This is a genomic window from Pseudomonas sp. (assembly GCF_036404235.1).
GTDB lineage: Bacteria > Pseudomonadota > Gammaproteobacteria > Pseudomonadales > Pseudomonadaceae > Aquipseudomonas.
In genome coordinates, this window is the sequence record NZ_DASWOT010000035.1 from 1 (window position 1) to 7,153 (window position 7,153).

At 57.5% G+C, this 7,153-nt stretch carries 13 protein-coding genes and 1 pseudogene; 6 read left to right on the plus strand and 8 right to left on the minus strand.

The features are described from left to right. The 8 genes from VGC62_RS04560 to VGC62_RS27590 form a co-directional block, all read right to left on the minus strand. A partial coding sequence (locus VGC62_RS04560; RefSeq protein ID WP_331185879.1) for a lysis protein occupies positions 1 to 462 on the minus strand: 462 nt, incomplete at its 3' end. Next, positions 446 to 646: a hypothetical protein gene (locus VGC62_RS04565; RefSeq protein WP_331185880.1), complete on the minus strand. Its 201-nt coding sequence runs from the start codon at positions 644 to 646 to the stop codon at positions 446 to 448. The genes VGC62_RS04565 and VGC62_RS04560, both read right to left, overlap by 17 nt. Next, positions 643 to 1,275, minus strand: coding sequence for a transglycosylase SLT domain-containing protein (locus VGC62_RS04570; RefSeq protein WP_331185881.1), 633 nt, complete (start codon positions 1,273 to 1,275; stop codon positions 643 to 645). Before VGC62_RS04570 ends, VGC62_RS04565 begins: the two co-directional genes overlap by 4 nt. A gap of 2 nt (positions 1,276 to 1,277) precedes the next feature. Continuing rightward, positions 1,278 to 1,577 (minus strand): putative holin, encoded by a 300-nt coding sequence (locus VGC62_RS04575; RefSeq protein ID WP_331185882.1) that lies wholly within the window; start codon positions 1,575 to 1,577, stop codon positions 1,278 to 1,280. Between the two features lie 249 nt (positions 1,578 to 1,826). Beyond that, positions 1,827 to 2,288, minus strand: coding sequence for a hypothetical protein (locus tag VGC62_RS04580; protein ID WP_331185883.1), 462 nt, complete (start codon positions 2,286 to 2,288; stop codon positions 1,827 to 1,829). 67 nt (positions 2,289 to 2,355) lie between these two features. Then, positions 2,356 to 2,901, minus strand: coding sequence for a hypothetical protein (locus VGC62_RS04585; RefSeq protein WP_331185884.1), 546 nt, complete (start codon positions 2,899 to 2,901; stop codon positions 2,356 to 2,358). 268 nt (positions 2,902 to 3,169) lie between these two features. Further along, entirely contained in the window at positions 3,170 to 3,667 is a 498-nt protein-coding gene (locus VGC62_RS04590; RefSeq protein WP_331185885.1) for a hypothetical protein, read from the minus strand. 29 nt (positions 3,668 to 3,696) lie between these two features. Continuing rightward, entirely contained in the window at positions 3,697 to 4,224 is a 528-nt protein-coding gene (locus VGC62_RS27590) for a helix-turn-helix domain-containing protein (RefSeq protein WP_414705744.1), read from the minus strand. A gap of 38 nt (positions 4,225 to 4,262) precedes the next feature. Here VGC62_RS27590 and VGC62_RS04600 point away from each other — a divergent pair, with 38 nt between their 5' ends. From VGC62_RS04600 to VGC62_RS04625, 6 genes and pseudogenes are all read left to right on the plus strand, one after another. Continuing rightward, positions 4,263 to 4,496, plus strand: a complete 234-nt coding sequence (locus VGC62_RS04600) for a DNA-binding protein (protein ID WP_331185886.1) — start codon at positions 4,263 to 4,265, stop codon at positions 4,494 to 4,496. An 11-nt stretch (positions 4,497 to 4,507) separates the two neighbouring features. Then, the gene (locus VGC62_RS04605; protein ID WP_331185887.1) at positions 4,508 to 5,290 is read left to right on the plus strand and encodes a Rha family transcriptional regulator; all 783 of its coding nucleotides are present in this window, start codon (positions 4,508 to 4,510) and stop codon (positions 5,288 to 5,290) included. A 127-nt stretch (positions 5,291 to 5,417) separates the two neighbouring features. Continuing rightward, entirely contained in the window at positions 5,418 to 5,897 is a 480-nt protein-coding gene (locus VGC62_RS04610) for a hypothetical protein (RefSeq protein ID WP_331185888.1), read from the plus strand. Then, positions 5,894 to 6,205 carry a helix-turn-helix domain-containing protein gene (locus tag VGC62_RS04615; RefSeq protein WP_331185889.1) on the plus strand — a complete coding sequence of 104 codons (312 nt, stop codon included), beginning with the start codon at positions 5,894 to 5,896 and terminating at the stop codon, positions 6,203 to 6,205. Before VGC62_RS04610 ends, VGC62_RS04615 begins: the two co-directional genes overlap by 4 nt. A 14-nt stretch (positions 6,206 to 6,219) precedes the next feature. Continuing rightward, positions 6,220 to 6,501, plus strand: coding sequence for a hypothetical protein (locus tag VGC62_RS04620; protein WP_331185890.1), 282 nt, complete (start codon positions 6,220 to 6,222; stop codon positions 6,499 to 6,501). After that, positions 6,501 to 7,153: pseudogene (locus tag VGC62_RS04625) on the plus strand (hypothetical protein); the annotation flags it as partial. The gene VGC62_RS04620 and the pseudogene VGC62_RS04625, both read left to right, overlap by 1 nt.

The following is a 7,153-nucleotide window of genomic DNA, read 5'->3' on the forward strand; positions in this document are numbered from 1 at the left end:
TTCAGCAACGCCGGCGGCAGCGGTGCACGCGGCGGGGACGGACACACTGGCGCCAAGGGCGGTGTTGAAGTCGCGCAACCAGCCGCAAGTGAAAACAGGGCGAGGAATAGGTACAGGCGCGGCACTGCGCGCAGGCCGATAAACAGTTGTGACATGGGGGATTCGCTCCGATAGCTGTTTTTTAGCCTTAGCCAACTCGTCCTGGGCGATCAGCAACTGCTCTTCGGCCAGATTCGCTTTGGCGACCTGTTGACGGTACTGCTGCAAGTTCTGCTCGGCTGTCTGGGCTCGTTGATCGGCCTGTTCTTCCCTCAGCTTGGCGATCAAGATTTCACCTTCAGTCTGGCCGCGTGCATAACCGTTACGATCACCAGCCATCAGGGCGAACAGCGTGGCCAGCACCCAGGTAAATGCCAGCAAGACCACCCAGTACTTGCGCAAAACTTCAACGACAGCGGCCATGACGCGTCCTCCGATGGCGCTGTTTGTAGGCTGCGCGCTTTGCCTTGCGAATAGACTTGCCATGCCGGTCTCGTGGCACCACAGCGCTGTGCAGCTCTGGCGAGGCCAGCCAATTGCGCGTCGCTGCTGCAATGCTGGAGGTGGCCAGCCCCAGTAGCAGACCGGCAATCAGGATCCGTTTCACATCACGTACCTCTCGGTACAAACCCCCGCGCCCCAACTGACGGCCGCGTACAGCGGCTCCCAGCGCAGCAGGATCAGACGCGGGTAGCGGCGGTTCTCACGGAAGTTGGCAGCCGAGCGGCCAGCGTTGTGCCGCTCGACGGAATCAAACCAGGCCAGATGATCGAGGCCTTTTCTCGAGGCTAGTTTGCGGTCGCGATTCACCCAGCCCTGGCCACCGTTGTAGGCAGACAGAGCAAACGCCCAACGATCGCAGTCGTTGGTGGCCTGGTTTTGGGAGTAGAGCCAGCGGTCATACGCAACCATCGCACGCAGCGCCCAGCCCGGGTTGTACGGCTGGGCCGGACCAAGCTTGTTCGGATAAAGCTCCGACATCCAATCCGCAGTGGCGGGCATGAACTGAGCCAGCCCCTGGGCGCCCACCGGCGAACGGGCATCGGCTCGCCAACGGCTTTCCTGATGCACCTGGCCGGCGAGCGTGGCGATCGGTGCGTCGAGGCCCCACTCAACATGTGCTGCCCGAGTGAGCGTACGACGGTATTGTTCCGCCTGGTGCGGCACCTGGTCGGCGGCGAACGCCGATTGACCGCAAACAAGCGCAACCCATAGGCAAGGAATCAGCCTGCGCATGATCACAACCCCAATGTCAGGCCGAGGATGCAGGCCAGCGCAATCAGCGAGCGACGCAACCATGCCCCGACGATGTGAATGCCACCAATGCATTCGTGGGGTCGGGCTTCGACCAGGAACAGACTGCGATCGATCCAGTAACCCAGTACGGCGCCGAGCGTGACCAGGCCGGACTTGTACAACACGACCTGCAGCTGCTCAGGGCGGATGACCGCCAGGGTGATCAACAGCAGCAGGGAAATGACCATGAAGACCGTCATGCGCGGGGCACGCAAACGGCGGCGATAGGATGTATTGGACATGATGCGCTCCGCGTGGGTGGCCTTCCTTGGCCGGTTGATGGGTCTGCTGTGCAGGCAGGACGATCATCACCACGCGCGCGCGACGAGTCTTTTCGGGGAGCCGAAAATCAATGACAGGAGAAAAGAGGGAGGATCAGCGAACCATCAGAGACACTGCTGGCGTTATTGCCAGCGTATAGGAGGCAGTCATGATGCAATGGGACGAACTGTACAGCGATCAACACGCACAGGCGTTCGCCTTTGTCAGCGCTATCGACCCTTCGGTTCTGGAGCAGGCTCGAAGTCTGCTCGATCAGCAACTGGAAGTGGGAGCTTCATTCCGTGAAGCACGGCAAGAATTGCAGCCCCTGTTAGAGCGGATTGCGGCAACATAGGCGGAACATAGACCCGTGGGGCCCCACCACTCACCTCATGCAGCGGCAACGCTACGATAGCCTGCTGCTGCCGTTCGAGGATCACACGCCACGTCTCGACGCTGACCAACCCCCATATTCCCTCAAACGCGAACCTGGTCAGCACCTCGTCAGCCTGCGCCTCGTATGCTGAGTGGTAAGGCAAAGCACGAAAAGCCTGGTAGTTAGGCCTGAAATGCTCATTCAACGGCCAAAGCGCCTCGACGATCTCCCAAGCAGATAGCGCGACCGGCACCGATGCCTGCCAGTCATTGCCACAGTGATTGGTGAAATAGGCGAACAGCAATTCCTGATCCATCTCCACATCCTTCATCCAGTTTGTCAGATCCCCATCCTCAAGCACCGAATCACATCCATATCGCGCTTCACCGCAGTTGCCCCGACAGCCCCTGCAGGAACCCAAGGACGTAGTCCCTTGGCAGTTCCACAACCGTCCATCCCCGCGCCGAGCCAAACTGAACTCTCAAACCATTGTGAGCGCCAGCCAGAGCCTCTACGGGCAATACGGCAGAGACTTGTTCGGTGTATTCGCAATATCTGGATGCCATACAGCTATCGACATGCCGGTCATGTACTTGCATTACCAACGAGCCCCCACCAGGTAGGGTCGCGGAATTGAAGAATAACCAGCGATCATTCCCGTAGGTCCACTTCACTCGTAGAGCATTCACTACCGAGCCGGTCGACTTCGACTGGATAGCTGCCAATTCTGCTGAGTAGTTAACACCACCAACAGGGGAACCTGTTACCGGTGGAGCAAAGAACAAACGATCATTGCTGAACTCGTTATCTACCACACGTACACCCTGAGCGACTTCGCCAGGACTTTTGTCGCGGTAGTTTGGTGCCGTGGTGCACCCGGACATAGCCAGCACTGCCGCAACCCCTAGCATCATTGCCTTTCTCTTCATTCCCTAGCTCCATTAACTGCGTATTTTCAGTCCCACGGACAAGCCCCCTCCTGACACTCCAAAGATGGGGTGGGGCATAAAACTCCGGTGTGGCCATAACAGGTTTTAGCACGCGAAAGTTGCAATCTGGCCCAACACTCGCTATTGGAGCCAGTTAAGATTTATTAAGAGTTTGCGCTTTCAGTCAAAACGGCCAGAGCCGGCCGTTTTGATTCTTGAGGCTACATCCCGCTGATGGATAGGTTTCCTGGGAATGTTGCTGTATTAACTAGCGGCGCTGACGCATCTCGCTTTCAATTGTGTCGATATACGCCTGGCTTCGTTCCATATGCTGCCCTTCCACTCGGCGTATTCGCATCATCCACGTTGAAAGCGCTGCCATAGTCACGAGCATCACAGCCGATACATAGGGCATGGTGTTGATGTGAAGCGTGAGAAGCCAACCGCTAAACAAGCCTGCAACTACAAGCGCCAAGCTAAGCACTAACATCACGCAAGGGGGATTCAGCCAAAACCCACGCCAACCACTCCACCATTGCGCACGCCAGTGCTCAAGATGCTCACGCAACTCCTCGGTCGACAGGTCGTGCCAGCTACGCTCCCGCTCTGGGGAACTGATAACTATCTGTGTCCCTCCGATGGTGATATGGCCGCCATTGTTTCCCCCTATAGTCACGGAAATCGAGCGCTCTTGCCCGTCCTGGGGCTGTGCCTCGACCTCGGCCGCCAGCGCCCGCGCCATTTTCATAAGATCGTCGTCGTTCATTACGCCCCCTTTCCCCAGCGCAGTATTGGCTATCGATTAACAACGAGTCTCAATACTCTCTCCAGCTTGTCGTCGTCCACTGTTTGTTCTTTAGCCAAGTACTTGTAGACGTCCACGGCAGCGAGCATCAGGCGTTCACTCTCCCAGCGCCGGCCTGCTGCCTTAGCGGTCTTTGCGAGCATGGTCACGATTCGTCGCATCAACGCCTCGTCGATCTCGGACCCCGGCGAGTTCGTAACCAGGCGCGTCTTTCCAGGCAGATCTACTGATGGCCGCAGGTTTGATTGCTGCCCTGTAAGTACGTAAAGCACGTCAACGCCTGCAACTGCGATAGCTGCTAGATAGCCCGCGTCAGGGTGTCGCTCGTCCTTTTCGTAGTTAATTTGCGCCCGCTTCTGAACGCCACCCGCCTCAGCAAATGCCGTTTGGTTCAGACCAAGCCTTTCACGCTCCTTGCGTAGCCTATCGCCGATAGTGCTCAAACGTTCACCAATATCTTGACAGGTGCTCAAATGAGCACCATTATTCAATTCGTACCACGGCACTGCACATGCCATGACTGATTAGCAATCCTTAAGCAGACAGGAACACGCCGATGAACGTCCCATATCCGCTTCCCTCCCGAAAGCCCTTCTCGGGCGAACGGGTCAAAGAACTTTTCCAAGCCGCCGGCCTACCTATTTCCGCTTGGGCCGAAGGTAATGGCTATACCCGCCACCAGGTCTACATGGTCATCAACGGCCAGTTCAAAGGTCGCCGCGGCACATCCCACGAAATCGCGCTCAAACTCGGCCTCAAGCTGAGTGTCGAGCAGCTTGCTGCCGCGTGAGGACCTCAGCTATGCAACTCACCCTCAATATGCCCAATCCGCTGTCCGCTCGTCAGGCCCTGTTCCTGTCCATCGACGGTCAGCCTTTTACCACCTCTCGTGCTGTCGCTGAGCGGTTCGGCAAACGGCACACCGAAGTACTTCGCAGCGTTCAAAAACACCTCACTGAATCGCCAGATCCCAAGTTCAGCCAACGCAATTTTGCGTCGGCGGAATATCTCGATAAGCAAGGCAAACCACGCTTGGAATACCGCCTTTCACACGATGCCTTCGCACTTCTCGCGATGAGCTTCACCGGTTCCGAAGCGCTGGCCTGGAAGATCGCCTTCCTGCAAGCCTTCAACGCCCTGGAAGCCGATCTGCAGGCCCGCGCCACACGCTTCGCCCTGGCACTGGACCAGGTACGGCCAACCCTACGTCCAGTGGTCGAGGGTACCGAGGTCGGTCTTTCCAGAACCGCCATCGCCAGCCCCCTAGGAAAATCTGCCAGTTCCATCTCCTGCCATCGCCGCACCGCACGCCGCCTGGGTCTACTTCCGGCGAAGCCTCTAAGCGTTGAGGAAGCATCGGAGATCAGTCGTCATTTGCGGACATTCGGACCGCACAGCCCCGTAACACATCAGCTAGCGATTGATGGCTTTCCTGCCACTCAATCTCTGGCTGGACAGACCCCAACAGGTCCAAGTCATCAGCCAGGCCAAACAGGTCCAGCTCATGGTCAACACCCAAGCGTCGCGCAAGAGCGACATACGCCGAGTGCATCGCTGCAACCAATACCAGGGTTTCAGGAGTAGCCATGTTCGTTTCTCCGGTCGGTGTGAATGTACATCAACAGGCTGCCTTTTTGGTAACGCTGTTGCCAAGAGTGAAAACCGTTTTTTGTTTAGACGTCGATCTGAAGTGCTCATTTAGGGGCTTCCAATGAGCCGCCGTAATTGGAAACGGGTCCAACCACCGACTCTGCGCGACGCACTGAAGCTGTGTCAGCAGCATGCACGGGAACGCCATAACCTGGGCATTGAGCGCATTGCTGAACGTATGGGCTTGCCTGACTGGTCGGCACTCTACAAGTGGATCGCCAATGGCCGTATGCCAGCGGTGATGATTCCGGCTTACGAGCAGGTCTGCGGCATCAACCTAGTGAGCCGCTGGTTAGCCGCCAGCTCGGGCAAGTTGTTGATCGACATCCCGGCAGGCCGAGCTAGCAGCCCCCAGGACATCCAGAAGCTTCAAGCCGTGCTGCATGAGGCAACGGGGGCTCTCATGGCTTTTTATGCTGATGATCTGGAAGCAACGGCGACATTGGCTGCAATCCAGTCAGGTCTGGAAGAACTGGCTTGGCACCGGGGCAATGTCCAGCAGTACGCCCAACCTCAACTCGAACTCGGTGACTCTCAATGACTGACAAAACCCGCGTCAGCGACAGCGCCATGCGTGTTCTACGCGTCATGAAGGCGCTCAAAGGGCACAGCCTGCAGGGGCTCGCTAACAACGAACTGGCCCGCGCCCTGAATGAATCGCCGGCCAACATTAACCGCTGCCTCAACACACTGATTGAAGCAGGACTCGCCGTACGTCTCGACACCGGCCGCTTCGCGCCGGGCATGCAATTGCTGCAGATCGCCCAGGCCCACGCCAATGAAATGGCCACCGCACAGAACCGCATCAATGAAATCAACCAGCGCGTGCTCGCTGGTAGCCACGCCTGACCAAGGAGCGACACATGGACTATTTGAAGTTGACAGCCAAGCTGCTCGAACACGAACCCAAGCGCAGCGCGGCCTTCCAGCAAGGCATGGCTCGTGTACTGCAGAACCGCGTCGATGAAACCCCGGTGAGTAGCCCATACGCCGATGGCAGCGTAGAGAACGACGCGTTCTTCGCCGGCCGTATGCGCGGACACAACGAGTTTCGCAACCTGCTCACCGAGTGCAATGGAAGCCGCACTGAAGCACTGGCCCGCCTGCAGAAGCTCGCCGCTGTTGTTGAACGGAGTGCTGCCTGATGGCTCGCGTAAAAACACCAGCCCCCGAGCTGGTCGCTGACTCACCGATCGACTCCGATGCGCTGAATGCAGTGCATAACCTGGGCGCGATTGCCCTGGGTTTGCAGGAGGAGCGCGACCTGGTCAACCAGATCCTCGGGCAAGTCAAGATGGCACACTCCATAGCCCGTTTTGCCGACGTCGTCAGTTTGAGCAAGCTCGCCCACATCAAGGAAACCAAGATGTACCGGGCTCTTCAGGGTACAAAAGGCATTGATAGCGACGGCAACACAATTGCCGACGTCGGCACTTGGGATGGTTTCTGTCAGGTGCTTGGCCTATCCCGATCTAAGGTCGACGAAGATCTGATCAACCTTAAGGTATTTGGCGAAGAAGCCCTAAAGCAGCTTTCCGCAATCGGTGCTGGCTACCGCGACCTGCGCCAATGGCGCCGTCTGCCTGACGATGCCAAGTCCGCGCTGATCGAAGCCGCGAAGACGGAAAACAAGGAAGCGGTGATTTTCCTGGCCGAAGAGCTGATTGCTACCCATACCCAGGAAAAAGAACAACTCAACAAGGCGCTCACTGAAACCAAGGCTGACTACGATGCCCAAGGCGAAGTACTGGCAAATAAGTCCGACGAGCTGAATAAAACCAAGCAGGAACTGGAGAA

Excerpts from the sequence above, each read along its gene's own strand:
- VGC62_RS04585 (WP_331185884.1), bottom strand. The coding sequence starts at position 2,901 with ATGAAGAGAAAGGCAATGATGCTAGGGGTTGCGGCAGTGCTGGCTATG.
- VGC62_RS27590 (WP_414705744.1), bottom strand. The coding sequence starts at position 4,224 with ATGGCATGTGCAGTGCCGTGGTACGAATTGAATAATGGTGCTCATTTG.
- VGC62_RS04610 (WP_331185888.1), top strand. The coding sequence starts at position 5,418 with ATGAGCCGCCGTAATTGGAAACGGGTCCAACCACCGACTCTGCGCGAC.
- VGC62_RS04575 (WP_331185882.1), bottom strand. The coding sequence starts at position 1,577 with ATGTCCAATACATCCTATCGCCGCCGTTTGCGTGCCCCGCGCATGACG.
- VGC62_RS04615 (WP_331185889.1), top strand. The coding sequence starts at position 5,894 with ATGACTGACAAAACCCGCGTCAGCGACAGCGCCATGCGTGTTCTACGC.
- VGC62_RS04590 (WP_331185885.1), bottom strand. The coding sequence starts at position 3,667 with ATGAACGACGACGATCTTATGAAAATGGCGCGGGCGCTGGCGGCCGAG.
- VGC62_RS04570 (WP_331185881.1), bottom strand. The coding sequence starts at position 1,275 with ATGCGCAGGCTGATTCCTTGCCTATGGGTTGCGCTTGTTTGCGGTCAA.
- VGC62_RS04605 (WP_331185887.1), top strand. The coding sequence starts at position 4,508 with ATGCAACTCACCCTCAATATGCCCAATCCGCTGTCCGCTCGTCAGGCC.
- VGC62_RS04620 (WP_331185890.1), top strand. The coding sequence starts at position 6,220 with ATGGACTATTTGAAGTTGACAGCCAAGCTGCTCGAACACGAACCCAAG.
- VGC62_RS04580 (WP_331185883.1), bottom strand. The coding sequence starts at position 2,288 with ATGGATCAGGAATTGCTGTTCGCCTATTTCACCAATCACTGTGGCAAT.
- VGC62_RS04600 (WP_331185886.1), top strand. The coding sequence starts at position 4,263 with ATGAACGTCCCATATCCGCTTCCCTCCCGAAAGCCCTTCTCGGGCGAA.